This window comes from Pseudomonas sp. NCIMB 10586 (assembly GCF_023127895.1).
Classification (GTDB): domain Bacteria; phylum Pseudomonadota; class Gammaproteobacteria; order Pseudomonadales; family Pseudomonadaceae; genus Aquipseudomonas; species Aquipseudomonas synxantha_A.
In genome coordinates, this window is record NZ_SPKQ01000008.1 from 141,976 (window position 1) to 167,030 (window position 25,055).

The window sequence follows — 25,055 nt, forward strand, 5'->3', positions numbered from 1 at the left end:
GCGAGCTTGCTCGCGAGAAACCCATAGGCGCCGTGTTTATGCAGGAAGCACGCGTCATGTTGAGGTTTTTCGCGAGCAAGCTCGCTCCTACATTGAACCTGACCAACCGAATCAGCTCTTGTGCAATTTGCTCATCAACTGCGCCTCGGCCTGGGTCAAGCCGCACGACTGGGTCAGTTCGTCCACCGTCGCCCCCATCCCCACCAGCTTGGCCGCCTGGGCAAAGGACAGGTTCGAAGGGTCACGTTGTTCCAGTTGCACCAACTTATCCGGCAAAGGCCCGAGAATCGCGCGCAGTTCATGCACTTCATCGCCGACCCGCACCGCACTCTGCTGGTAATGATCCACGCGCTTGACCAGCTCCAGAATGCGCCGATCACGCACGGCATCGCGTTCGGCCTGTTGCAAGGCCAACTCCCGTTGCTGACGCATATAGCGCAGTACAAACGCCAAGGTCCCGGCCCACAACAGGGCCAGGACAATCACCGCTGCCTCAAGGAACAATCAGATGCTCTCCAGTTCCGACCACTCTTCTTCGCTCATCATCTTGTCCAGCTCAACCAGGATCAGCAGTTCGTTGTTCTTGTTGCACACGCCCTGGATGAACTTGGCCGATTCTTCGTTACCGACATTCGGTGCGGTTTCCACTTCCGATTGGCGCAGGTAAACCACTTCGGCCACGCTGTCGACCATGATCCCGACCACTTGCTTGTCGGCTTCGATGATCACAATACGGGTGTTGTCGCTGACTTCAACCGTGTCCAGGCCAAAACGCTGGCGGGTGTCGATGACTGTCACCACATTGCCACGCAGGTTGATGATGCCCAGCACATAGCTCGGTGCACCCGGTACCGGAGCGATCTCGGTGTAGCGCAGCACTTCCTGCACGCGCATCACGTTGATGCCGTAGGTCTCGTTGTCGAGTTTGAAGGTAACCCATTGCAGGATCGGATCATCCAAACCTTGTGCGGACGCTGACTTGTTCATTCGTGTAACCCCTTCAAATGCCGCTATCGACGGCGTGTATGCTATTGCGCCGCGCAACCGCACGGCCCTTATTGTTCAATCAACTACGTTTGTTCTGTGGCATCGCCTTGACCGCACCGCTGGCAATCAACTCGGCCAGTTCAGCGACATCCAGCAATGCGCACATGTGCTCAATCACGGTGCCCGCCAGCCAGGGGCGCTGGCCGCGGTGGCTGCGCCATTTGATTTCATTGGGGTCCAGGCGCAACGAGCGGCTGACTTGATGCACCGCCAGCCCCCATTCGTAGCCCTGCACCGAAATCACGTATTGCAGGCCCTGGCGGAAATCGTCGCGGTAGCGGTCGGGCATCACCCAGCGCGCGGTGTCCAGCACCTTGAGGTTGCCGGCCTGGCTGGGCAGGATGCCGAGAAACCACTCCGGCTGACCAAACAGCGGTGTCAGCTCCTGGCCTTCCAAAGAATAGATCGAGCCCAGGCACACCAGCGGCACTGCCAGGGTCAAGCCGGCGACGTCGAACAGCAGGCACTCGAACGGCTCGGCCGCCCACGCCGGGCGGCCGTCACCGGTTACCGGCGGTGGCGTGATACTCGGCGGCAGGTGCACGTCCACCACCGGTTCGACCACCATCGGCGCCACCACCGCAGGGGTGATCGGCACCACGACTGGAGCCTCCACCGCCTGCGCATCACGCGCCTGCTCTTCCATGACGGCCTGCTGGAAATCGTCCAGCGTAGTGTCAGGCTCGACAGCAGGCTCAAGTATCAGAATCGGTTCCGGCAGCGCTTCGTCAGTCGCATCCTGCAGCAGGGCATCCAGGTAGGATTCCAGCGCCAGTTGCGGCCGGGTCTTGAATTCGACAGGACGGTTCATCACGCCACCTGCGCCACAAGCTGCTGCGACAGCAGATGCTTGAGCAACGCACGGTAGGCCAGCACACCACGGCTCTTGCCATCGAACTGCGACGGCGTGAGCCCCGCACGGCTGGCATCACGCAGGCGCGTATCCACGGGGATGTAGCCGTTCCAGATGGTGTCCGGATAGGCATCGCGCAATACACGCAAAGTGCTGAGGGATGCCTGGGTACGGCGGTCGAACAACGTCGGCACGATGCTGAACGGCAGCGCCTGTTTGCGCGAACGGTTGATCATCGCCAGGGTGCTGACCATGCGTTCCAGGCCCTTGACCGCCAGGTGCTCGGTTTGTACCGGGATCACCAATTGTTGGCTGGCCGCCAGGGCGTTGACCATCAGCACGCCCAGCAACGGCGGGCTGTCGATGATCGCGTAGTCGAAATCCTGCCACAGCTGCGCCAGGGTCTTGGCGATCACCAGGCCCAGGCCGCTCTGCCCCGGCGACTGGCGCTCAAGGGTGGCCAGCGCGGTGCTCGACGGCAACAGCGAAATGCTCTCGTTGCTGGTGGGCAGCAGCAATTGCCCGGGCAAATCCGCCGGCACGCTGCCCTTGTGCAGGAACAGGTCATAGCAGCTGTGTTCCAGCGCATCCGGGTCGTAGCCGAAATAGCTGGTCATGGAACCGTGGGGGTCGAGGTCGACCACGACCACACGCTTGCCCGCTTCGGCCAGCAAGCCGGCTAAGGCGATGGAGGTGGTGGTCTTGCCCACTCCACCCTTTTGATTGGCAACTGCCCAGACTCTCATTCGGTTGGTTCCTCCCGGCGGGCACAGGCGCGACCGAGACATGGCATAAGGTTATTGAGCCGGTGACGGAGAATTGACGGCGCTTGCCCGAACCGGCGACTTTACAGGGGCCGGTGCAGTTTGTGTGCCAGCGCGCTTCAACGCCGCATCCGGTGTTGCATTGGCCGTGCCGGTGCCGGTCAGGCTGCGACGTACATCCAGGTTGCGCGACACCACCAGCACCACCCGGCGGTTGCGTGCCCGCCCTTCCACCGTGGCGTTATTGGCCACCGGCTGGAATTCACCATAGCCCACCGACGCCAGCCGCTGGGGGTTCACACCCTGCATGGCCAACATGCGCACGATGCTCGATGCACGGGCCGATGACAGTTCCCAGTTGGTCGGGTACTGCGCGGTGCTGATGGGAAAATTGTCGGTGAAGCCTTCCACATGGATCGGGTTTTCAAACGGTTTAAGGATCGCCGCCACCTTGTCGATGATGGTGAACGCCTGGTCACTGGGCAACGCATCGGCACTGGCAAACAACAGGCTGGAGTTGAGTTCGATCTCCACCCACAACTCGTTGCCGCGTACGGTCATCTGATTGGAACTGATCAGGTCACCAAAGGCGGCACTGATGTCATCGGCGATGCTTTTGAGCGGGTCACTGGTGCCGCCGACACCGGCAGCGATCTCATCGCTGTCGTTAACCAGCGGCTTGGCCGGGGTGACGGTCTTGGGCCGCTCGTCACCGATGGGAATCGGCTTGAGCGCACGCTCGGTATCGTTGAACACGCCCACCAGCGCCTGGGAAATGATCTTGTACTTGCCTTCGTTGACCGACGAAATCGAATACATCACCACGAAAAACGCAAACAGCAAGGTGATGAAGTCCGCGTAGGACACCAGCCAGCGCTCGTGGTTGACATGTTCTTCAGGCTCGCGACGGCGACGGCTCACAGGCGGTTCCTCCCCATCAATCCATGAAGCCCTGGAGCTTCAATTCGATGGAGCGCGGGTTCTCGCCCTCGGCAATCGAGAGGATGCCTTCAAGCAGCATTTCGCGATAACGCGACTGGCGCATGGCAATTGACTTGAGCTTGCTGGCCACCGGCAACAGCACCAGGTTGGCACTGGCCACGCCGTAGATGGTCGCCACAAACGCCACGGCAATACCGCTGCCCAGTTGCGAAGGATCAGCCAGGTTGCCCATCACGTGGATCAGGCCCATCACCGCGCCGATGATGCCGATGGTCGGCGCGTAGCCACCCATGCTTTCAAAGACTTTGGCCGCATTGATGTCACGGCTTTCCTGGGTGTAGAAATCCACCTCCAGGATGCTGCGGATCGCTTCCGGCTCAGCGCCGTCCACCAGCAATTGCAGGCCCTTGCGTGCGTAGCTGTCGGGCTCGGCATCGGCCACGCCTTCCAGGCCCAGCAAACCTTCCTTGCGGGCAGTGAGGCTCCAGTTGACCACGCGGTCGATGCCGCCGGGCAGGTCGACCCGTGGCGGGAAAATGATCCACACCAGGATCTGCATGGCCCGCTTGAACGAGCTCAGCGGCGACTGCAACAGCGCCGCGCCCACGGTGCCACCGATCACGATCAGCGCCGCCGGGCCATTGGCCAGGGCGCCGAGGTGGCCGCCTTCGAGGTAGTTGCCGCCGATGATGGCGACAAATGCCATGGTGATCCCGATCAGGCTCAAGACATCCATCAGAGGCAGGCCTCCACCAGATGCTTGCCGATGTCGTCCAGGCTGTAGACCGCGTCAGCCAGGTCAGCCTTGACGATGGCCATGGGCATGCCATAGATCACACAGCTGGCTTCGTCCTGGGCCCAGATGGCGCTGCCACCTTGCTTGAGCAGGCGTGCGCCTTCACGGCCATCGGCGCCCATGCCGGTGAGCACCACCGCCAGAACTTTGTCACCGTAGGATTTGGCCGCCGAACCGAAGGTGATATCCACACACGGCTTGTAGTTCAAGCGCTCGTCGCCTGGCAGGATTTTGATCGCACCACGGCCGTCCACCATCATCTGCTTGCCACCCGGCGCCAGCAGCGCCAGGCCAGGACGCAGGATGTCGCCATCCTCGGCTTCCTTGACGGTGATTCGGCACAGCTTGTCCAGGCGCTCGGCGAACGCCTTGGTGAACGCCGCGGGCATGTGCTGCACCAGCACAATCGGCGCCGGGAAGTTGGCCGGCAGCTGGGTCAACACCCGCTGCAAGGCCACCGGGCCGCCGGTGGAGGTACCGATGGCAACCAGCTTGTAAGCCTTGCGCTTGGGCGCTGGCGAATGGGTGCTCGGTGCAGCGGCGGCACGTACCGGCGCCACCGCAGGCCGAGCCACCGGCGCAGGGGCCGGGCGTGCAAACGATGAGGTCGGTGCAGCCGCTACGGGCGCAGGCGCAGGTGCCGGCGCAGGTGCACTGAACAGGCTACGACGGTTACTGCGGGAAATGCTGTGCACCTTCTCGCACAGCATCTGCTTGACCTTGTCGGGGTTGCGCGAGATGTCTTCGAAATTCTTCGGCAGAAAGTCCACCGCGCCGGCATCCAGCGCGTCGAGGGTCACCCGTGCGCCTTCGTGAGTCAGCGACGAGAACATCAATACCGGGGTGGGGCAGCGCTGCATGATGTGACGCACGGCGGTAATGCCGTCCATCATTGGCATCTCGTAGTCCATGGTGATCACGTCCGGCTTCAACGCGATGGCCTGATCGATCGCCTCTTTACCGTTGGTGGCCGTGCCGACCACCTGGATCGTTGGATCGGCGGAAAGAATTTCCGAGACGCGGCGGCGGAAGAAACCCGAATCGTCCACCACCAGGACCTTGACTGCCATAAACACTCCGTTAGGTGGGGCGGGCATGACCGCCCTGCCCCACCAGAATCAAATACGCCGTGCGGCGTAACGCTTGAGCATGCTTGGAACATCGAGAATCAACGCGATCCGACCGTCACCGGTAATGGTCGCGCCCGACATGCCCGGGGTGCCCTGCAGCATCTTGCCCAAAGGCTTGATCACCACTTCTTCCTGGCCCACCAGTTGATCGACCACAAAGCCGATGCGCTGGGTGCCCACGGACAGAATCACCACATGGCCTTCACGCTGCTCTTCATGCTTGGCCGACGCCACCAGCCAACGCTTGAGGTAGAACAATGGCAATGCCTTGTCGCGCACGATCACCACTTCCTGGCCGTCCACCACGTTGGTGCGCGACAGGTCGAGGTGGAAAATTTCGTTGACGTTGACCAGCGGGAAAGCGAACGCCTGGTTGCCCAGCATCACCATAAGGGTCGGCATGATCGCCAGGGTCAACGGCACCTTGATGACGATCTTGGAGCCCTGGCCCTTGGTCGAGTAGATGTTGATCGAGCCGTTGAGCTGGCTGATCTTGGTTTTCACCACGTCCATGCCGACGCCACGGCCGGACACGTCGGAAATCTCGGTCTTGGTCGAGAAGCCCGGGGCGAAGATCAGGTTGTAGCACTCGGTGTCGGTCAGGCGGTCGGCGGCGTCCTTGTCCATCACACCGCGCTTGACCGCGATATTGCGCAAGATGGTCGGGTCCATGCCTTTGCCGTCATCGGTGATCGACAGCAGGATGTGGTCGCCCTCTTGCTCTGCAGCCAGGATCACCTTGCCGTTACGCGACTTGCCGGCGGCTTCGCGTTCTTCCGGGGTTTCTACCCCGTGGTCGACCGCGTTGCGCACCAAGTGGACCAGCGGGTCGGCGAGGGCCTCGACCAGGTTTTTATCCAGGTCGGTTTCTTCGCCCACCAGTTCCAGGTTGATTTCTTTCTTGAGCTGGCGCGCCAGGTCGCGGACCAGGCGCGGGAAGCGGCCAAAGACTTTCTTGATCGGCTGCATCCGCGTTTTCATCACGGCGGTTTGCAAGTCGGCGGTGACCACATCGAGGTTCGACACGGCCTTTTGCATGGCTTCGTCGCCGCTGTTCAGGCCCAGGCGCACCAGACGGTTACGCACCAGCACCAGTTCGCCGACCATGTTCATGATGTCGTCCAGGCGTGCGGTATCGACGCGCACGGTGGTTTCGGCTTCACTGGCGGGCTTTTCCGCCGCGGCCGGTGCCGCTGCACGGGCAGGTGCCGGCGCGGGTGCCGGTTTGGCGACTGGCGCAGGCGCTTTGGCAGCCGCCGGTGCGGCAGTGGCGACCGCTGCGGCGGCAGCCGGGGCCACTTCGGTGAACTTGCCTTTACCGTGCAGCTCGTCCAACAGGGCTTCGAACTCGTGATCGGAGATCAGCCCGTCGTCGGCAGGCCCGGCCTTGGTGGTCGGGGCGGCAGCCGTGGCCGCGACTTCCGGCAGGGCTTCGGCCACAAAGGTGCCTTTGCCATGCAGTTGGTCGAGCAGTGCTTCGAACTCATCGTCGGTAATGTCGGTGCTGGCATTGGCATCCGGCACTTGCGGCGGCGCCACAGGGGCCACGGCATCGGCCGCGAACTGGCCCTTGCCATGCAACTGGTCGAGCAAGGATTCGAATTCTGCGTCGGTAATGTCTTCGCTGGTCGGCGTGGCGACAGGCGCCGCCGGGCCTTCGGCTTCGGCCTTGACCGCATTGAGCGAGTCGAGCAGCTGTTCGAACTCGCTGTCGGTCACGTCCGGCTCGGCTTCTACCACCGGCTCAGGCGCCGCTTGCGCAACCGGCGCAGCGGCAGCCGGTTCAGCCAGGCGCGCCAGGGCGGCCAGCAGTTCCGGGGTAGCCGCCGTGATCGGCGCACGTTCACGCACCTGACTGAACATGCCGTTGACCGCATCCAGTGCTTCGAGAATCACGTCCATCAATTCCGAATCAACGTGACGCTCACCCTTGCGCAGGATGTCGAACACGTTCTCGGCGATGTGGCAGCACTCCACCAGTTCATGGAGCTGGAGGAAGCCGGCGCCCCCTTTTACAGTGTGAAAACCGCGAAAAATTGCATTGAGCAGGTTCGCATCATCCGGTCGGCTTTCCAGCTCGACCAGTTGCTCGGACAGTTGCTCTAGAATTTCGCCGGCCTCTACAAGGAAATCCTGAAGGATTTCTTCATCGGCGCCGAAGCTCATGGGTGTGCTCCTTAGAAGCCTAAACTGGATAACAGGTCATCTACGTCATCCTGACCTGACATAACGTCTTCACGTTTATCGGCATGAATCTGCGGACCTTCACCCTTGGCGAGATGTTTTTGTGGATCTTTTTCCGAGAGGATCGCTTCGCGGTCGTGTTCGATGCCGGCAAAACGGTCGACCTGGCCGGCCATCAGCACCAATTTGAGCAAGTTGCTTTCCACTTCGGTGACCAACTGGGTCACGCGCTTGATCACCTGGCCGGTGAGGTCCTGGTAATCCTGGGCCAGCAGAATGTCGTTGAGGTTGCTGGCCACTGTGCGGTTCTCTTGCTCGCTGCGCGACAGGAAACCGTCGACCCGACGCGCCAACTCACGAAATTCCTCAGCGCCCACTTCACGGCGCATGAAGCGGCCCCAGTCAAGGCTCAGGGCCTGGGCTTCGCTGGCCATGCCGTTGACCAGAGGCGTGGCGTTTTCCACCAGGTCCATGGTGCGGTTGGCAGCGGCCTCGGTCAGCCTGACCACGTAGGACAGCCGCTCAGTGGCATCGGTGATTTGCGAAATTTCTTCGGCCTGGGGCATGCGCGGGTCAATCTGGAAATTGACGATCGCACTGTGCAGCTCGCGTGTGAGCTTGCCCACTTCCTGGTACAGGCCGCGGTCACGGGTCTGGTTAAGCTCATGGATCAACTGCACCGCATCGGCGAACTGGCCTTTTTCCAGGCTGTCGACCAACTGGTGAGCATGTTTTTTCAGGGTCGACTCAAAGTCGCCCTGTGACGTTTCGTTATGCTCCATAGCTCCCCCGTGGCGACATCAATGACCGATGCGTTCGAAGATTTTTTCAATCTTCTCTTTCAAGGCCAGCGCCGTGAATGGCTTGACCACGTAACCGTTGACCCCGGCTTGGGCGGCTTCGATGATCTGTTCACGCTTGGCTTCGGCGGTCACCATCAGCACAGGCAGGCTGCGCAACTTTTCATCGGCGCGCACGTGGCGCAGCAGGTCGATACCAGTCATACCCGGCATGTTCCAGTCGGTTACCAGAAAGTCGATGCTGCCACTGTTGAGGATCGGAATCGCCGTAATGCCGTCATCCGCCTCGACCGTGTTGGTGAACCCAAGGTCACGCAACAGGTTTTTAATGATCCGCCGCATCGTTGAGAAGTCATCAACGATGAGGATTTTCATGTTCTTGTCCAATTCGACCTCCAAGCAGTCTTAAACGCGCCCAGCACCTGGACGCGCCATTTCAATCAACAGGCGTTACACAAAAAGGACTGCCCAGGGCACCACGGTACTCACCCGCAAAACCCTGCGGTTTCGCGGTAGCGTCTGCAGTGTCCCCACACTGCCTGTCAGCGCGCGCGCCACTCTCCCAATCGCCCCCGCAAGCGGGCTGCGCACTGGCTATGCAATTGGCTGACACGCGACTCGCTGACCCCCAGGACCTCACCGATTTCCTTGAGGTTCAGCTCTTCGTCGTAGTACAGCGCCAGCACCAGGCGCTCACGCTCCGGCAAGTTGGCAATCGCGTCCGCCAACGCTTTCTGGAAACGTTCATCTTCCAGATCGCGCGACGGTTCAAGATGTGCACTCGCGCCGTCCTCGTGCAGCCCTTCGTGTTCGCCGTCCTGTAAAAGGTCGTCGAAACTGAACAGGCGGCTGCCCAAGGTATCGTTCAAAATCCCGTAGTAATCGTCGAGACTCAATTGGAGTTCGGCCGCAACTTCATGATCTTTAGCGTCACGACCGGTTTTTGCTTCAATTGCACGAATTGCATCACTGACCATGCGGGTATTGCGGTGTACCGAACGCGGCGCCCAATCGCCTTTACGCACCTCGTCGAGCATTGCGCCACGAATACGGATACCCGCATACGTCTCGAAACTCGCACCCTTGCTCGCGTCGTATTTGGTCGACACTTCAAGCAGGCCGATCATGCCGGCCTGGATCAAGTCTTCGACCTGCACGCTCGCCGGCAGGCGCGCCAACAGGTGATAGGCAATGCGCTTGACCAGAGGCGCATAGCGCTCGATCAATTCGCCCTGGCTGTCACGTGCCGACTTTTTGTAAAGGTTGTAGCCGCTGGATGTCATAGCACCGGTCCCGCACTCGTCTGATGCACCAAACGCTCGACGAAAAACTCCAGATGCCCACGCGGATTGGCGGGCAACGGCCAGGTATCGACCTTCTGGGCAATGGCCTTGAACGCCAGTGCGCATTTCGAACGAGGGAACGCTTCGTAGACCGCACGCTGCTTTTGCACGGCCTTGCGCACACACTCGTCATAGGGAACTGCGCCGACGTATTGTAAAGCCACATCGAGGAAGCGATCCGTGACCTTGGTCAACTTGGCGAACAGGTTGCGCCCTTCCTGCGGGCTCTGGGCCATGTTGGCCAGCACGCGAAAGCGGTTCATGCCGTAGTCACGGTTAAGCAGTTTGATCAGCGCATAGGCGTCGGTGATGGAAGTAGGTTCGTCGCACACCACCAGCAGCACCTCCTGCGCGGCGCGCACAAAGCTGACCACCGATTCGCCGATCCCGGCGGCGGTGTCGATCACCAGCACGTCGAGGTTGTCGCCGATATCACTGAAGGCCTGGATCAGCCCGGCATGTTGCGCGGGGCTCAGGTGCACCATGCTCTGGGTGCCCGAGGCAGCCGGCACGATACGAATGCCACCGGGCCCCTGGAGCAGCACATCGCGCAGCTCACAGCGGCCCTCGATCACATCGGCAAGGGTATGTTTGGGTGTCAGCCCCAGCAGAACGTCCACGTTCGCCAAGCCCAAATCAGCATCCAGCAGCATGACGCGACGGCCAAGCTCTGCCAGGGCCAGGGACAAATTCACTGACACGTTAGTTTTGCCGACGCCACCTTTGCCGCCGGTCACCGCGATCACCTGTACGGGATGCATGCTGCCCATTTTATTTCTTTACCTTGTCTTGCTTAGACGCAGGCTACATGGCTTGGCCGCTTGAAACGCTTGCAGACCATCGATGTAGGTACATTTCACGGTGTTCATCCTGCCTCAACCGACCCGTTTTGCCGGGTGGTGGTAAAGGTCGGCGAACATATCGGCCATCGCTTCCTCGCTAGGCTCTTCTTGCATTTGCACACTGACGGCACGGCTGACCAACTGATGACGGCGCGGCAGATGCAGATCATCCGGGATCCGCGGCCCGTCGGTCAGGTAGGCGACCGGTAATTCATGACTGATGGCCAGGCTCAACACTTCGCCCAGGCTCGCGGTTTCGTCGAGCTTGGTGAGGATGCAGCCGGCCAGACCGCAGCGTTTGTAACTATGGTACGCGGCGGTAAGAACCTGTTTCTGGCTGGTGGTTGCAAGCACCAGGTAGTTTTTCGACTTGATGCCACGCCCGGCCAGGCTTTCGAGCTGCATACGCAGGGCCGGGTCGCTGGCTTGCAGGCCGGCGGTATCGATCAGCACCACGCGCTTGCGCAGCAACGGGTCGAGGGCATTGGCCAGGGACTGGCCCGGATCGACGTGCGTCACCGGCACATTGAGGATGCGGCCCAGGGTCTTGAGCTGCTCCTGGGCGCCGATGCGGTAGCTGTCCATGCTCACCAGGGCGATATTCTGTGCGCCGTACTTGAGTACGTAGCGTGCGGCCAGCTTGGCCAGGGTGGTGGTCTTGCCCATGCCGGCGGGGCCGACCATGGCAATCACACCGCCCTCTTCCAGGGGTTCGATTTCCGGGGTGGCGATCATGCGCGCCAAGTGCGCCAGCAACATGCGCCAGGCCTGACGCGGCTCTTCGACTTCGGCGGTCAAGGCCAGCAGGTCGCGGGACAAAGGGCCGGACAAGCCGATGCGTTGCAGGCGGCGCCACAGGTTGGCTTGCTGGGGCTTGCTGCCTTGCAGTTGCGTCCAGGCCAACGAGCCCAGCTGCACTTCCAGCAGTTCACGCAGGCCATTGAGTTCAAAGCGCATCGAATCGAACACACGCTGGTCGACAGCAGCAGCCGGGGCGGGCGCGGCTGGACGCGGCGGTTCGACAAATGTCGGCTCTACCAGCGGCTCGGCGGCGGTCAACGGCAGGCCGGCGAACAATTGACGATTGGTGCTGGCATCGCTGTCGCCACGCATACTCAGTTCAGCCTGGGCCGACACAATGCGCGAGGCGGTCTTGCGCAGCTCGTCTTCGAGTTCCATGTTCGGCACGCGCGGGGCCAGCGCCTGGGGGGTGTAATCCAGGGCAGCCGTCAGCTCGACACCGCCGGCAATCCGACGGTTACCGATAATCGCGGCATCGGCGCCCAGCTCATCACGGACCAGTTTCATGGCCTGACGCATATCGGCGGCGAAAAAACGCTTAACTTGCATAACCCACTACCTCAGCCATTGGGCCCAACTGTCGCGACGATAGTCACTTGCTTATTGTCAGGAATTTCCTGGTAAGCCAACACGTGCAAATTCGGTACAGCCAGGCGTCCAAACCGCGACAACATCGCCCGAACCGGGCCGGCCACCAGCAGGATCACCGGGTTGCCTTGCATTTCCTGGCGCTGTGCGGCGTCGATCAACGAACGCTGCAGCTTTTCAGCCATGCTCGGCTCCAGCAAAACGCCCTCTTCCTGGCCTTGCCCTGCCTTCTGAATACTATTGAGCAATATTTGTTCCAACCTGGGTTCCAGGGTGATCACAGGCAGCTCGGACTCAATGCCTACAATGCTTTGCACGATTGCACGGGACAATCCGACGCGCACCGCCGCCACCAGAGCGGCAGTATCTTGACTCTTGGCGGCATTGTTGGCGATGGCCTCGGCAATGCTGCGAATGTCACGTACCGGCACCTGCTCGGCCAACAGCGCTTGCAGCACCTTGAGCAACTGCGACAGTGTCAGGACACCCGGCACCAGCTCTTCGGCCAGTTTCGGTGAGGATTTGGCCAGCAAGCCCATCAATTGCTGGACTTCCTCATGACCGATCAGCTCGTGGGAGTGCTTGTAGAGAATCTGGTTGAGGTGCGTGGCAACTACGGTGCTGGCATCCACCACGGTGTAACCCAGCGATTGAGCCTGACTGCGCTGGCTGACTTCGATCCACACCGCTTCCAGGCCAAAAGCCGGATCTTTGGCGGTAATGCCGTTGAGCGTGCCGAACACCTGCCCGGGGTTGATCGCCAGCTCGCGATCCGGGTAGATCTCGGCTTCGGCCAGGATCACGCCCATCAGGGTCAGGCGGTAGGCACTGGGGGCCAGGTCGAGGTTGTCGCGGATATGCACGGTGGGCATCAAGAAGCCCAGGTCCTGGGACAGCTTCTTGCGCACGCCCTTGATCCGCGCCAGCAATTGCCCGCCCTGGTTGCGGTCCACCAGCGGGATCAGGCGGTAGCCGACCTCCAGGCCGATCATGTCGATCGGGGTCACATCGTCCCAGCCCAGCTCCTTGGTTTCCTGGGCGCGGGCCGGGGATGGCAGCAGATCCTGCTGGCGGGCAATCTCTTGCTGGGCCTGGACCTTGACCGCGTTCTGCTTTTTCCAGAACAGGTAAGCTGCGCCGCCGGCCAGGGCCGCCATGCTCAGGAACGAGAAGTGGGGCATACCCGGCACGATGCCCATGATCGCCATGATGCCCGCCGCCACGGCCAGTGCCTTGGGCGAGGCGAACATCTGGCGGCTGATCTGCTTGCCCATGTCTTCGGAGCCCGAAGCGCGGGTAACCATGATCGCCGCGGCTGTCGATAACAACAGTGATGGCAATTGCGCCACTAAACCGTCACCGATGGTCAGCAAGGCGTACATCTTGCCCGCATCACCGAAGGTCATGCCGTGCTGGAAGATACCGACGGCCATGCCGCCGATCAGGTTGATAAACAGAATCAGCAGGCCGGCGATGGCGTCGCCGCGCACAAATTTGCTGGCGCCGTCCATGGAGCCGTAGAACTCGGCTTCCTGGGCGACTTCCGCCCGGCGCGACTTGGCCTGGTTCTGGTCGATCAGGCCGGCGTTGAGGTCGGCGTCGATGGCCATCTGTTTGCCGGGCATGGCGTCGAGGGTAAACCGCGCGCTCACCTCGGAAATCCGCCCGGCGCCCTTGGTTACCACCACGAAGTTGATGATCATCAGGATCGCGAACACGACGATACCGACCACGTAGTTGCCGCCGATCACCACCTCGCCGAACGCCTGGATCACCTTACCGGCAGCGGCATGGCCGTCCTGGCCGTGAAGCATCACCACCCGCGTGGACGCCACGTTCAGCGCCAGGCGCAGCAGGGTCGCCACCAGCAGAATGGTCGGGAATACCGCGAAATCCAGCGGCCGCAGCGCGTACACGCAGACCAGCAGCACGACGACAGACAGGGCAATGTTGAAGGTGAAGAACACATCGAGCAGGAACGGCGGCATCGGCAACATCATCATTGCCAGCATCACCAGCAACAACAACGGCACACCCAGATTGCCCCGCGACAGGTCAGTCAGGGTGCCACGGGCCGTGTTGAGCATTTGAGAGCGATCTACCACCGGTATTCCTCGGGTCCTTGAAGCAAAGTTTTGACGCTGGAAGGCGACTTGGAGGCGGGGTTGCAAGAAGCCTTCCAACTTTGCTTTTGGGCCCGGAGAACCTCACAAACACCCCGGGCCACCGGGTGTAAATCAATCCAAATGTGGGAGGGGGCTTGCTCCCGATTGCTGAGTGTCAGGCACTGATGTTTGGCTGATTCACCGCTATCGGGAGCAAGCCCCCTCCCACATTTGATCTGTGTACAGCCGGGGCTATCGAGGAAATTTCTGACAAGGATTTGGGGTTACCCCTAGGAAACCGGCTCTCTAGTCTCCGTACACCACTGGTGTTGCGCAGTTGATCGAACTGGCGCAATTACTGGCTGATCGCCTGCACCTTGGCGCCACAATGGCGGGCAAAGCAAGCAGCGGATAATACGGACAAGGGTGGGAGCTGGCTTGCCTGCGATTGCGGTGTGTCAGCCACTGGGATATTGGCTGTGAGTCAGCCATCGCAGGCAAGCCAGGTCCCACCTGTGATTCAGTTTTTAAACTGGCCGCACGTTCTCAGCCTGTGGGCATTTTGGTCCTTGCGTGATTTCAAATTCTACTTTTTGGTTTTCCGCCAGGGTTTTGTGCCCCTGCGACTGGATTGCCGAGTAATGGGCAAACACATCGGGAGTCCCATCATCCGGAGTAATAAAACCAAACCCCTTCTCCGCGTTAAACCACTTCACCGTGCCAGTTGCCATTGCCATACTCCCTACCCTTCACTTGAGACCCGGCTCACCTGGGTTGCACCGTTTAATGGGCAACGCATAAATACCCTCGGGTCGATGGACCATTTGGAACTCCATGCGCTTGCCAAACCACAGCGCGGTGCAACGCCAGTCTCTGCCATTGATAAACACATCCTCTCCCCCGCCATCGGGCTTGATCAACCAATCGCCTCTGAGCCAAACGTAATACCTGACCGTACCCGTAACCACCTTCACAACCGCTCTCCCTGCATCTCGTTTACTACATACGCGCAGTGCATGGAGGGTAATAAAACAGCGGGCAGCGCCCTTTGGCTACTGTCAAAGTTGACAGGTAGCCGCGGGCTTCCAGTGAGTGTAGGTATGGCAATGTTGCGGATCATGCATCCCCTGACTTTTTGCGTTTGCGGGGTTTGCGCTGCTTGGCAGGCGCTTGCGGGGGTTCGGCGCATTTGACATTCGTCGATTGGACGGCAACCGCATTGCCATCGCGATCCCGAGCAATAAAACCAATGCCCTTGACCGCATCGAACCACCTGACCGTGCCCCTATCCATCACCGCCTCCCGAGCCGCGCATGGCTGCGCGCCTCATCGCTGTATCAAACAGTGAAGGCGGCGTAATGGCTACTGTCAAAGTTGACAGGTCAGAGAAGAATCAGGTGTCGCGACGCAAATCCGGCGGTATCGGCAAATCCTTGAGCGGATCAGGCCGCTTGCCCTTGCCGGCGCGGTATTGGCGGATCTGGTAAACGTAGGCCAGTACCTGGGCAACGGCCAGGTACAACCCGGCGGGGATTTCCTGGTCGAGGTCGGTGGAATAGAAAATCGAGCGCGCCAGCGCCGGCGATTCCAGCAGCAGAATGTCGTTGGCCACGGCGATTTCGCGGATTTTCAGGGCGGTGAAGTCGCTGCCCTTGGCCAACAGCATCGGTGCGCCACCCTTCTCCGGGTCGTACTTGAGCGCTACGGCGTAGTGGGTCGGGTTGGTGATGATCACGTCAGCGTCGGGTACCGAAGCCATCATCTTGCGCTGGGACATTTCGCGCTGCAGTTGGCGAATGCGTTGCTTGACCTCGGGCCGGCCTTCCTGGTCCTTGTGTTCGTCACGCACTTCCTGCTTGGTCATCAGCAGTTTCTTGTGGCTTTCCCACAGCTGGATCGGCGCATCCACGGCCGCAATCAGGATCAGCCCGAGGGCCATCCACAGCGCGCTCCAGCCCACCACCTGCACGCTGTGGATGATCGCCGACTCCAGCGGCTCATGGGCGATACGCAACAAGTCGTCGATGTCGGACGACAACACCGCCAACGCCACGAACAGAATCAGGAAAAACTTGGCCAGGGCCTTGAGCAATTCAATCAAGGCCTTGGCGGAGAACATGCGCTTGAGCCCCGCGCCCGGGTTCATGCGGCTGAACTTGGGCGCCATGCTGCCCGCGGCAAACAACCAGCCGCCGAGGGCAACGGGGCCGATCAGCGCGGCGAGCAGCAAGGTGATCAAGATCGGTTGCACCGCCAATAGGGCGATTTTGCCTGAGTGCAGCAGGTACTGGCCCATGGCGTCGGGGTTGAGCAACACTTCGCGGGGCAAGCTGAAGTTGTGTTTCATCATCTCCAGCAAATCCAGCGCCAGGCCCCCGCCGTAGATCAGCAAGGCACCGGCACCGGCGATCATGGTGGCAAAGGTGTTGAGCTCTTTGGAGCGCGCGATCTCGCCCTTTTCCCTGGAGTCCTTTTTACGTTTCTCCGTGGGGTCTTCTGTTTTGTCCTGACCACTCTCGCTCTCGGCCATGGCTCAGCGCGCCCGTGCCAGATCACGTAAGAACTGCAGGGCGTCGGTGGCCAGCGGTTGATACTGATTGAGAATGTCGGCCAGGCCGACCCAGAAAATCCCCATGCCCAACACCAGGGTCAGCGGGAAACCAATCGAGAAGATGTTCAGTTGCGGCGCCGCACGGGTCATCACGCCAAACGCGATATTGACCACCAGCAGCGCCGTGATCGCCGGCAACACCAGCAACAGCGCCGCGCCGAGTACCCAACCGAGGCGCCCCACCAGTTCCCAGAAGTGGTTGACCACCAAGCCTGCGCCCACCGGCAAGGTGGTGAAACTCTCGGTCAGCACCTCGAACGCCACCAGGTGTCCGTTCATGGCCAAGAACAGCAAGGTCACCAGCATGGTCAGAAATTGCCCGATCACTGCCGCCGACACGCCGTTGGTGGGGTCGACCATGGAGGCGAAACCCATGCCCATCTGGATCGAGATGATTTGCCCGGCCACCACAAAGGCTTGGAAAAACAAGGTCAGGGAAAACCCCAGCATGGCGCCGATCAGGATCTGTTCGGCGATCAACAGCAAGGCGCTGAGGTCCAGCGCGTTGACCGGCGGCATCGGCGGCAGGCCCGGCACGATCACCACGGTGATCGCCACGGCAAAGTACAAACGCACGCGACGCGGAACCAGGGTGGTGCCGAACACCGGCATGGCCATCAACATCGCCGTGACGCGGAACAACGGCAGGATGAACGAGGCCACCCAGGTGCTGATCTGAGTGTCGGTCAACGCCAGCAAGGACTGCATCGGCTCAGCCAATCAACTGCGGAATACTGCCGTACAACTGCAGGATGTATTCCATGAAGGTTTGCACCAGCCACGGGCCGGCGACGATAAGGGTCACCAGCATCACCAACAGGCGCGGCAGAAAGCTCAGGGTTTGTTCGTTGATCTGGGTGGCCGCCTGGAACATCGCCACCAGCAGGCCGACCAACAGGCTCGGCACCACCAGCACGGCGACCATCAGGGTGGTCAGCCACAGTGCTTCGCGGAACAGGTCGACGGCGACTTCTGGGGTCATGGCCCTATACCCCTCCGAAACTGCCGGCCAGGGTGCCAATAATCAGCGCCCAGCCGTCCACCAGCACAAACAGCATGATCTTGAACGGCAACGAGATGATCAACGGCGACAGCATCATCATACCCATGGCCATCAGCACGCTCGCCACCACCAGGTCGATGATCAAAAACGGGATAAAGATCATGAAGCCGATCTGGAACGCGGTCTTCAATTCGGAGGTGACGAACGCCGGCACCAGAATGGTCAAGGGTGCCTGGTCCGGAGTGGCGATGTCGGTACGCTTGGACAGGCGCATGAACAGTTCAAGGTCGCTGGAGCGGGTTTGCGACAACATGAAGTCCTTGATCGGGCCCTGGGCTTTGTCGATGGCGTCCTGGGCGTTGAGCTTTTCCGCGAGGTAAGGTTGCAGGGCTTGCTGGTTCACCTTGTCGAACACCGGCGCCATGATGAACAGCGTCAGGAACAAGGCCATGCCGGTGAGGATCTGGTTCGACGGCGTCTGCTGCAGGCCCAGGGCCTGGCGCAGGATCGAGAACACGATGATGATCCGCGTGAAGCTGGTCATCAACATCACGAAGGCCGGGATAAAACTCAGCGCGGTCATGATCAGCAGGATCTGCAAACTGACCGAATATTCCTGCGCGCCGGCCGCGTTGGTGCCCAGGGTGATCGCCGGGATCGACAACGGGTCGGCGCCCAGGGCCAGCGGCGCGGCCAGCAACAGCATGAGCGTCAGCAAAACGCGCATTACTTCTTATCCTTCTGATCCTTGCCCAGCAACTCCATCAGGCGCTGGGCGAATTCTGGCGTGGCGGTCTCGGTCTTGGCCGCGTCCACCGGAGTCTTGAGTACATGCAGCGGGGTGATGCGTCCGGGGGTGATGCCAAGCAGGATCTGCTCCTCGCCGACTTGCACCAGCACCAGCCGATCACGCGGGCCGAGGGCGCGCGAACCGACCAGCTCGATCACCTGGCCATTGCCCGGGCCGATGCGCTGTACGCGGCGCATCAGCCAGGCCAGCACAAAGATCAAGCCGATCACCAGCAACAGGCCCAGCACCAGCTGCGTCAATTGCCCGCCGACGCTGCCGACCACCGGTGCCGCAGCCGCTTGCGCGACCGGCTCCACCGCCCGGGCGCTCAATGGCAGCGCCAGCAACAGTCCCGCCATCGAGTACTTCATCTCAGCGCAACTTCTTGATGCGTTCGCTCGGGCTGATCACGTCCGTCAGGCGGATGCCGAACTTCTCATTGACCACCACCACTTCGCCGTGGGCGATCAGCGTGCCGTTGACCAGCACGTCCAGTGGCTCACCGGCCAGGCGGTCCAACTCGATCACCGAGCCTTGGTTGAGTTGCAGCAAGTTGCGGATATTGATTTCGGTGCTGCCCACTTCCATGGAAATCGACACGGGGATGTCAAGAATCACATCCAGGTTCGGACCGTCGAGGGTCACCGGCTCGTTGTTCTTCGGCACGCTGCCAAATTCTTCCATCGGCAGGCGCTTGCCGGCAGGCGCAGTGGCGGCGTCGGCGGCCAGCAGTGCGTCGATGTCGTCCTGGCCAACATCGCCGGTTTCTTCCAAGGCCGCGGCCCACTCGTCAGCCAGGGCCTGGTCTTCGGCGGAAGTGTTTTCGTGTTCGGTAGCCATTACATGTCCTCGGCGCAGCAAACAATCATGAATTAGGGTTGAATCAGCGTCGGTTGATCGGCTCAACCACTTGCAACGCCAGGTTGCCTTTGTGGGAACCGAGCTTGACCTTGAACGACGGCACGCCATTGGCGCGCATGATCAGTTCTTCCGGCAGGTCGACAGGGATCACATCCCCGGGCTGCATGTGCAAAATATCGCGCAGGCGCAACTGCCGACGGGCCACGGTGGCGCTCAGGGGCACGTCGACATCCAGCAGGTCTTCGCGCAGGGCCTTGACCCAGCGCTCGTCCTGATCGTCGAGGTCGGACTGGAAACCGGCGTCGAGCATTTCGCGCACCGGCTCGATCATCGAGTACGGCATGGTCACGTGCAGGTCACCGCCACCGCCATCGAGCTCGATGTGGAAGGTCGACACCACAATCGCCTCGCTGGGGCCGACGATGTTGGCCATGGCCGGGTTCACTTCCGAATTGATGTACTCGAAATTGACTTCCATGATCGCCTGCCAGGCTTCCTTCAAGTCGATGAAGGCTTGCTCCAGCACCATGCGCACGACACGCAGTTCGGTGGGGGTGAATTCACGCCCTTCGATCTTGGCGTGACGGCCGTCGCCGCCGAAGAAGTTGTCCACCAGCTTGAACACCAGTTTGGCGTCGAGGATGAACAGCGCGGTGCCGCGCAGCGGCTTGATCTTGACCAGGTTGAGGCTGGTGGGCACGTACAGCGAGTGCACGTATTCACCGAACTTCATCACCTGCACGCCGCCCACCGCCACGTCCGCCGAACGGCGCAGCATGTTGAACATGCTGATACGGGTGTAGCGGGCGAAACGTTCATTGATCATTTCCAGGGTCGGCATACGTCCACGGACGATGCGATCCTGGCTGGTCAGGTCATAACTTTTGACGCTGCCGGGTTCGGCAGCCATTTCGGTCTGTACCAGACCATCGTCCACGCCGTGCAACAGCGCGTCGATTTCATCCTGGGACAGCAGGTCTTGCACGGCCATGTCGTGATCCTACTGCAATACGAAGTTAGTGAAGAGCGCCTGCTCGACCACGACTTTGCCGAGTTCTTTCTGGGCCACTTCCTGCACGCTGGCAGTGACCTTCTGGCGTAGCATTTCCTGGCCGACCGGGGTGGCCAGGCTGTCGAAGGCCTGCCCGGAGAACAGCATCACCAGGTTGTTGCGGATCACCGGCATATGCACCTTGAGGGCATCCAGGTCCGCCTGGTTGCGCGCCAGCAAGGTAATGCTCACTTGCAGGTAGCGCTGGCGACCGTTGACGTTGTAATTGGCAACAAACGCCGGGAGCATCTGCTCGAAGATTGCCGGTTGCTTGACGTTGGTGGCGGCATCGGCGGCGGGTGCCGGCTTGCTTGCACTGCTGTGCATGATGTACCAGGTGCCGCCAATCGAGGCACCGATAGCCAAAAGCAGGCCCAGCACAATCAACAGGATCAGCTTGAGCTTGCCTTTGCCTGCTGCGGGGGGAGTTGCTGCGTCGTCGCTCTTCGCCATGCCAATAATCCGTCACTATTCGGGAATTCATAGATCTACGGGAAGGCAAGAGCAAGTGTTATGCCAGAGTTGTCTGGCGCGAAGGCAACCCAAATCAAATGTGGGAGCTGGCTTGCCTGCGATGGCGGTGGGTCAGTTCACATATGTGTCACTGATACACCGCCATCGCAGGCAAGCCAGCTCCCACACTGACCGGGTTTGGACAGGAAGTCAGGCGTAGTAGTCGACCGCGCTGGAGCCGATCACGCTCTGGCTCACGGGCCCCGCCACTTCGGCCACGTCCACAGGGCCACCAGCGTCGCCGCTGTCAGCACGCCTGCCGCTGCCGCTCACCCCCCGCGCCTGGCCCTGCTGTTGCTGCTGGTCCTGCCCACGGGACTGGTCGGACACATTCACATCCACCTGCCCCATCCCCTGCTGGGCAAACATCTCACGCAAGCGGCCAGACTGGCTTTCCAGCGCTTCACGCACCACCGCATGGCCGCTCATGAAATTGACCTGGGCCTGCTGGTCCGCCGTCATGTTGACCTTGATATCCAGACGTCCCAGCTCAGCCGGCTGCAACTGGATCTCGGCAGACTTGAGGTTGGCGCTGGAGAGGAACATCACGCGGTTGACGACCTCTTCGGTCCAGCCGCTCTGGTGCATGGCCAGCGGTGCATTGGCAACCGGCGGCAAGGCGTTGGCGGTTTTGGGCGTGGCGGCCTGGGTCAGCGCGGCGAGGCGGTTGGCGAAATCGTCCACGCGGGTGTCGCTGCTGGCGTTCTTGAGGTCCTTGAGGCCGTCATCGATCAACGCGCCAAACGCCTTGTCGCCACCCTGGTCGGTGCTGTCCTTGGTGGCTTGCTGGTCGACCATCGTGGCCAGGCCAGCGGCAAAGCTCTGCGCGGCGGTCGGTTGATCCGTAGGGGCGGCTGCGCTTTTCTGCGGCGTCTGGCTGCTGGCCGACACATGACCGCCCTGCTCCATCGCCAGGCGTACGGCCGGCATCGCATCCAGGGGATCAGCCTGCGGGTCGAAGGCCTCCTCGACCACAGCGACCACCGGCTGGGCCTTGGCGTCCTCGTCAACCGCCGACACTTGTACAGGCACCGCCACCGGCGTCGCGGCGGCGATTACCGCAGGGTCGACAACAGGGTCTACCGCAGGTGACTGCGCCAGAACTGGATCGCTGGGTTCATCGCCCTCGGTGCCGGCGCTGTCATCGGGCTTGGCCGACGGTTTGGCAGGCAAGGGATTGCCGCTATCGGCAACCGCCGGCGTGCTGGCGGCAGGCTTGTCGCTGCCGGCAGCCGGTTTGGCGCCGGTATCGGAAGGCTTGTCACGCGTGACTTTATTGGGGGTGTCGTCGCCCTTCAGCGTCGGCTTGGAGCCCTGGTTGGCAAACACTTGAGCAAAGCCTGCGCCCTTGTCTCGCGGGGCCGCAACCGCTACCGGCGGGTTAGCGGCAGGCGCTGACGGCTTGGCCGCAGGGGCAGCCTGAAGGAGCGAATTGGGGGCGACTGGCATGGGTAAGGCTCTCCACTGCATGGGGTCGGGGATGCAGTCTGTGGAGATAGAGCAAGACTCGGGCCAGGTTTAGCGCGATGATTCAGAAACTGAACGTTGGCGCTCCGACTCATACAGCGGCCGGACAAACGCGAACTCATGATCGATCTGGTCAACCAATTCACCCAGATCCGATGATGGCTTGACGGACTCAGCCTCCAGCCGCTGACACAACTGCGCCAGCCGCACCGCCCCAAGGTTGCCACTGCTGCCCTTGAAACTGTGCGCAATCCGTCCCAATGCCTTGGCATCGTCGCGCGCGTCGCGCAGCGCTTCGATGCGTTTTTGCGAGTCATCGAGGAAGGTGTCGAGCAGTTTGGGATACTCACCCTCCATGACGTCCTGCAAACCCGACAACACGTCGGGGTCCAGATGAATCTCAGCCACTTGCTCGCTCCTTGATCAAGAATCAGCGGATTATGCCAGAGCTTCCCAGCAAAACTCCACGCAGACACGGCGCCCGCCCTCGGACCAGCGTACAGCGCTGCTCAGTTGACGCACCAGGTTCAGCCCTCGGCCAGACAGACGGTCAATTTCCAAGGGCCGCGCCAGCTCCTGTTCGACATCAAAACCCGGCCCGCTGTCTTCGATGCACAGGGTCATCTTGCCGCCCTTGTCGGTCGGTACCACCTGCACATCCACGCGCACGTAGCCACTGCTCAGCTGCGCCAGACGCTCATTGCGCTGATGATAATACTGCGCAAAACCTTGCGCATCGCGCTTGAGCCGTGAGTCCAGGCCCAGCACACCATGTTCCAGGGCATTGGAATACAACTCCGCCATCACGCTGTACAGCGCGCCGCTCTGCTCGCGCAACCCATGGATCTCCAGCAGCAGTTGCAGCAGGTACGGCAGCGGGTTGTAGCGCTGCAGCGTCTGGGCGCGAAACTCGAAACCCACCGACCAATCCAGCGGGCACGACTGGCCGCTGTCGGCATACATCGGCTCGGCCACTCGCAGCGCCTGGCCGGAGAGCAAAGTGATCTCGACCATGCTGACGTCATCGCGCGCCAGCCCCCGAAACGTAGCCAGGGCGTGCTCGATATCCTCAAACAGGCGGTCAGGCTCGCGGTTGGCAGCGAACACCTGTTGCAACCGCTCGGCGCCGAACAGTTGATCATTAGCGTCAGCCGTATCCAGCACGCCATCGGAGAGCAGAAACACCCGGTCGCCCAAGGCCATGGGCCAGACCTCGGTGCTGTCATCAAAGCTTTCCGCCGACAGCACGCCCAGGGGCAGATGCCGCGACATCAGCGGCGTGCGCTTGCCAGTGGCGACTTCATGCACATAGCCTTCGGGCATACCGCCGTTCCACACCTCGACCGCACGCCGCTGGGCGCTCAGGCACAACAAGGTGGCGCAACAGAACATGTCCACCGGCAGGATGCGCTTGAGCTTGGCGTTCATCTCCCGCAAGGTCTGCGTAAGGCCGTAGCCCTTGGCAGTCATGCCGTAGAACACTTCGGCCAACGGCATGACGCCAATGGCGGCCGGCAAGCCATGGCCGGTGAAATCGCCGAGCAGCACGTGCATGTCACCGGACGGCGTGTAGGCCGCCAGCAGCAAATCACCGTTGAACAAGGCATAGGGCGATTGCAGGTAGCGGATATTGGGTGCGGCATTGATACAGCCGGAGTGGGCAACCTTGTCGAACACCGCCTTGGCTGCCCGCTGCTCATGCATCAGGTGCTCGTGGTGCCTGGCGATCAGGTCGCGTTGTTGCAAGACCGTGGCCTGCAGGCGGCGCAGGCGATCCATGGCGTTGATCTTCGCCGCCAATATCAGGGGGTTGTAAGGTTTGGGCAAGAAGTCGTCGCCGCCGGCGTCCAGGCATTGGGCCAGCGCTTCGCTTTCGCGCAGGGAGGTGAGGAAGATGATCGGCACCAGCGCCTCCCCCGCCAACTGCTTGATCTGCCGGGCGGCTTCAAAGCCGTCCATCACCGGCATCAGCGCATCCATCAGCACCAGTTGCGGGCCCTCATGACGGAAGATCTCCACCGCCTCGGCACCGTTGCTGGCAGTCAGCACCTGATGGCCCTGGCGACGGATGATGGTCGACAGCAACAGCCGATCGGCGGCACTGTCTTCGGCGATCAGGATAGTCAGCGCCTCAAGGACCGGGGCCAAGGCGCTCAACTGATATCGAACAGTTTGTCGAAGTTGGAGATGGCGAGGATTTTGCGCACGTCGGGGTTGCTATTAACCACGCGAATATCGGACGTATCGCCACCCGTGTGGTCACGCAGCAACAAGAGCATGCCCAGGGCCGAACTGTCCATGTAGGTGGTCCCCCTCAAGTCCACCACAACAGTCTCCGGCTTGGGGTAAACATGCTCGTAGACATTGCGAAAGTCTTGGTGGCTGCCGAAATCGAACCGGCCCTTGATTGCGATCGTCAACTTCTTCCCATCCAGGGATACATCGGACTCGATTGACATGTGACTGCTTCCTTGTCATTGGCACTGTGCAACAAGGTTTAGCAGGCGAACCGGATCTGAGCAACACATCGAATCAAATGTGGGAGGGGCTTGCTCCCACATTTA

At 61.1% G+C, this 25,055-nt stretch carries 27 protein-coding genes; all 27 read right to left on the minus strand.

Going from position 1 to position 25,055, the window contains the following annotated elements:
• Positions 1 to 111: 111 nt before the first annotated feature.
• Positions 112 to 504: a DUF2802 domain-containing protein gene (locus E4P01_RS04225; protein ID WP_005790023.1), complete on the minus strand. Its 393-nt coding sequence runs from the start codon at positions 502 to 504 to the stop codon at positions 112 to 114.
• Positions 505 to 987: a chemotaxis protein CheW gene (locus tag E4P01_RS04230; protein ID WP_005790025.1), complete on the minus strand. Its 483-nt coding sequence runs from the start codon at positions 985 to 987 to the stop codon at positions 505 to 507.
• Between the two features lie 79 nt (positions 988 to 1,066).
• Entirely contained in the window at positions 1,067 to 1,858 is a 792-nt protein-coding gene (locus E4P01_RS04235) for a CheW domain-containing protein (RefSeq protein WP_216091903.1), read from the minus strand.
• Positions 1,858 to 2,646 carry a ParA family protein gene (locus E4P01_RS04240; protein ID WP_005790028.1) on the minus strand — a complete coding sequence of 263 codons (789 nt, stop codon included), beginning with the start codon at positions 2,644 to 2,646 and terminating at the stop codon, positions 1,858 to 1,860. Before E4P01_RS04240 ends, E4P01_RS04235 begins: the two co-directional genes overlap by 1 nt.
• Before the next feature lie 51 nt (positions 2,647 to 2,697).
• Positions 2,698 to 3,585 (minus strand): flagellar motor protein MotD, encoded by an 888-nt coding sequence (gene motD / locus E4P01_RS04245; protein ID WP_032880074.1) that lies wholly within the window; start codon positions 3,583 to 3,585, stop codon positions 2,698 to 2,700.
• A gap of 16 nt (positions 3,586 to 3,601) precedes the next feature.
• On the minus strand, positions 3,602 to 4,342 hold the full coding sequence (locus E4P01_RS04250) for a flagellar motor protein (protein WP_005790033.1): 741 nt from the start codon (positions 4,340 to 4,342) through the stop codon (positions 3,602 to 3,604).
• Positions 4,342 to 5,472: a chemotaxis response regulator protein-glutamate methylesterase gene (locus E4P01_RS04255; RefSeq protein WP_216091904.1), complete on the minus strand. Its 1,131-nt coding sequence runs from the start codon at positions 5,470 to 5,472 to the stop codon at positions 4,342 to 4,344. Before E4P01_RS04255 ends, E4P01_RS04250 begins: the two co-directional genes overlap by 1 nt.
• Positions 5,473 to 5,520: 48 nt before the next feature.
• Entirely contained in the window at positions 5,521 to 7,698 is a 2,178-nt protein-coding gene (locus tag E4P01_RS04260; RefSeq protein WP_216091905.1) for a chemotaxis protein CheA, read from the minus strand.
• Positions 7,699 to 7,709: 11 nt separating this feature from the next.
• Complete coding sequence (locus E4P01_RS04265; protein ID WP_032880071.1) at positions 7,710 to 8,498, minus strand: protein phosphatase CheZ; 789 nt, start codon at positions 8,496 to 8,498, stop codon at positions 7,710 to 7,712.
• An 18-nt stretch (positions 8,499 to 8,516) separates the two neighbouring features.
• Complete coding sequence (locus E4P01_RS04270) at positions 8,517 to 8,891, minus strand: chemotaxis response regulator CheY (RefSeq protein WP_005790040.1); 375 nt, start codon at positions 8,889 to 8,891, stop codon at positions 8,517 to 8,519.
• Positions 8,892 to 9,058: 167 nt separating this feature from the next.
• A complete protein-coding gene (gene fliA, locus E4P01_RS04275) occupies positions 9,059 to 9,799 on the minus strand; it encodes an RNA polymerase sigma factor FliA (RefSeq protein WP_005790042.1) in 741 nt (246 codons plus the stop codon).
• Entirely contained in the window at positions 9,796 to 10,629 is an 834-nt protein-coding gene (gene fleN, locus E4P01_RS04280; RefSeq protein WP_003192912.1) for a flagellar synthesis regulator FleN, read from the minus strand. Before fleN ends, fliA begins: the two co-directional genes overlap by 4 nt.
• Before the next feature lie 105 nt (positions 10,630 to 10,734).
• A complete protein-coding gene (gene flhF, locus E4P01_RS04285; protein ID WP_005790047.1) occupies positions 10,735 to 12,051 on the minus strand; it encodes a flagellar biosynthesis protein FlhF in 1,317 nt (438 codons plus the stop codon).
• Positions 12,052 to 12,062: 11 nt separating this feature from the next.
• Entirely contained in the window at positions 12,063 to 14,177 is a 2,115-nt protein-coding gene (flhA, locus tag E4P01_RS04290; protein WP_248129912.1) for a flagellar biosynthesis protein FlhA, read from the minus strand.
• Between the two features lie 545 nt (positions 14,178 to 14,722).
• Positions 14,723 to 14,926 carry a cold-shock protein gene (locus tag E4P01_RS04295; protein ID WP_216091906.1) on the minus strand — a complete coding sequence of 68 codons (204 nt, stop codon included), beginning with the start codon at positions 14,924 to 14,926 and terminating at the stop codon, positions 14,723 to 14,725.
• Positions 14,927 to 15,588: 662 nt separating this feature from the next.
• Positions 15,589 to 16,725 carry a flagellar biosynthesis protein FlhB gene (gene flhB, locus E4P01_RS04300; protein WP_005790061.1) on the minus strand — a complete coding sequence of 379 codons (1,137 nt, stop codon included), beginning with the start codon at positions 16,723 to 16,725 and terminating at the stop codon, positions 15,589 to 15,591.
• Positions 16,726 to 16,728: 3 nt separating this feature from the next.
• A complete protein-coding gene (gene fliR, locus E4P01_RS04305) occupies positions 16,729 to 17,514 on the minus strand; it encodes a flagellar biosynthetic protein FliR (RefSeq protein WP_005790062.1) in 786 nt (261 codons plus the stop codon).
• 4 nt (positions 17,515 to 17,518) lie between these two features.
• A complete protein-coding gene (gene fliQ / locus E4P01_RS04310) occupies positions 17,519 to 17,788 on the minus strand; it encodes a flagellar biosynthesis protein FliQ (RefSeq protein WP_003192936.1) in 270 nt (89 codons plus the stop codon).
• Positions 17,789 to 17,792: 4 nt separating this feature from the next.
• The gene (gene fliP, locus E4P01_RS04315; RefSeq protein WP_005790064.1) at positions 17,793 to 18,536 is read right to left on the minus strand and encodes a flagellar type III secretion system pore protein FliP; all 744 of its coding nucleotides are present in this window, start codon (positions 18,534 to 18,536) and stop codon (positions 17,793 to 17,795) included.
• Entirely contained in the window at positions 18,536 to 18,970 is a 435-nt protein-coding gene (gene fliO, locus E4P01_RS04320) for a flagellar biosynthetic protein FliO (RefSeq protein WP_148852731.1), read from the minus strand. Before fliO ends, fliP begins: the two co-directional genes overlap by 1 nt.
• 1 nt (position 18,971) lies before the next feature.
• Entirely contained in the window at positions 18,972 to 19,439 is a 468-nt protein-coding gene (gene fliN, locus E4P01_RS04325; RefSeq protein WP_005790067.1) for a flagellar motor switch protein FliN, read from the minus strand.
• A gap of 43 nt (positions 19,440 to 19,482) precedes the next feature.
• Positions 19,483 to 20,451 carry a flagellar motor switch protein FliM gene (gene fliM, locus E4P01_RS04330; protein ID WP_005790068.1) on the minus strand — a complete coding sequence of 323 codons (969 nt, stop codon included), beginning with the start codon at positions 20,449 to 20,451 and terminating at the stop codon, positions 19,483 to 19,485.
• A 9-nt stretch (positions 20,452 to 20,460) separates the two neighbouring features.
• Complete coding sequence (gene fliL, locus E4P01_RS04335) at positions 20,461 to 20,964, minus strand: flagellar basal body-associated protein FliL (protein WP_005790069.1); 504 nt, start codon at positions 20,962 to 20,964, stop codon at positions 20,461 to 20,463.
• A gap of 210 nt (positions 20,965 to 21,174) precedes the next feature.
• Positions 21,175 to 22,473 carry a flagellar hook-length control protein FliK gene (locus E4P01_RS04340; protein ID WP_216091907.1) on the minus strand — a complete coding sequence of 433 codons (1,299 nt, stop codon included), beginning with the start codon at positions 22,471 to 22,473 and terminating at the stop codon, positions 21,175 to 21,177.
• Between the two features lie 69 nt (positions 22,474 to 22,542).
• Positions 22,543 to 22,899 carry an Hpt domain-containing protein gene (locus E4P01_RS04345; RefSeq protein WP_078821970.1) on the minus strand — a complete coding sequence of 119 codons (357 nt, stop codon included), beginning with the start codon at positions 22,897 to 22,899 and terminating at the stop codon, positions 22,543 to 22,545.
• A gap of 30 nt (positions 22,900 to 22,929) precedes the next feature.
• On the minus strand, positions 22,930 to 24,648 hold the full coding sequence (locus tag E4P01_RS04350; protein ID WP_248129903.1) for a fused response regulator/phosphatase: 1,719 nt from the start codon (positions 24,646 to 24,648) through the stop codon (positions 22,930 to 22,932).
• Positions 24,645 to 24,950, minus strand: coding sequence for an STAS domain-containing protein (locus tag E4P01_RS04355; RefSeq protein WP_032880063.1), 306 nt, complete (start codon positions 24,948 to 24,950; stop codon positions 24,645 to 24,647). The genes E4P01_RS04350 and E4P01_RS04355 overlap by 4 nt, the downstream gene beginning before the upstream one ends.
• Positions 24,951 to 25,055 lie beyond the last annotated feature (105 nt).